The organism is Alteromonas sp. G5_S2_22_S1 (genome assembly GCF_054968525.1).
This window is the reverse complement of sequence record NZ_JBQKUJ010000080.1, coordinates 1-244: the sequence shown is the minus strand read 5'-3', so window position 1 is coordinate 244 and position 244 is coordinate 1. Positions and strand designations below refer to the sequence as shown.

Genomic DNA, 244 nt, shown 5'->3' with positions numbered 1-244 from the left:
TACTGAAGGCTTGTAGCTCAGCTGGTTAGAGCGCACCCCTGATAAGGGTGAGGTCGGCAGTTCAAGTCTGCCCAAGCCTACCATTTCCTTGCTTTAAGAAAGGAAGGTAACAAAGGTGGAAACGTGTCACGTTGGACCCGAAATCCTAATGAATATTTACTGTTTCAGTAAGCATTGATTAGGGTTTTTTACCCTGAGGGAGCATTTACGATACTTTAAAGAGTAATGTAGGTCCTCCTTGCGC

The 244-nt window shown here is 45.1% G+C and carries 1 tRNA gene; it reads left to right on the top strand.

Annotated elements, in window-relative coordinates:
• Nucleotides 1-6: 6 nt before the first annotated feature.
• Nucleotides 7-83, top strand: a tRNA-Ile gene (locus ACTRWF_RS19760).
• Nucleotides 84-244 lie beyond the last annotated feature (161 nt).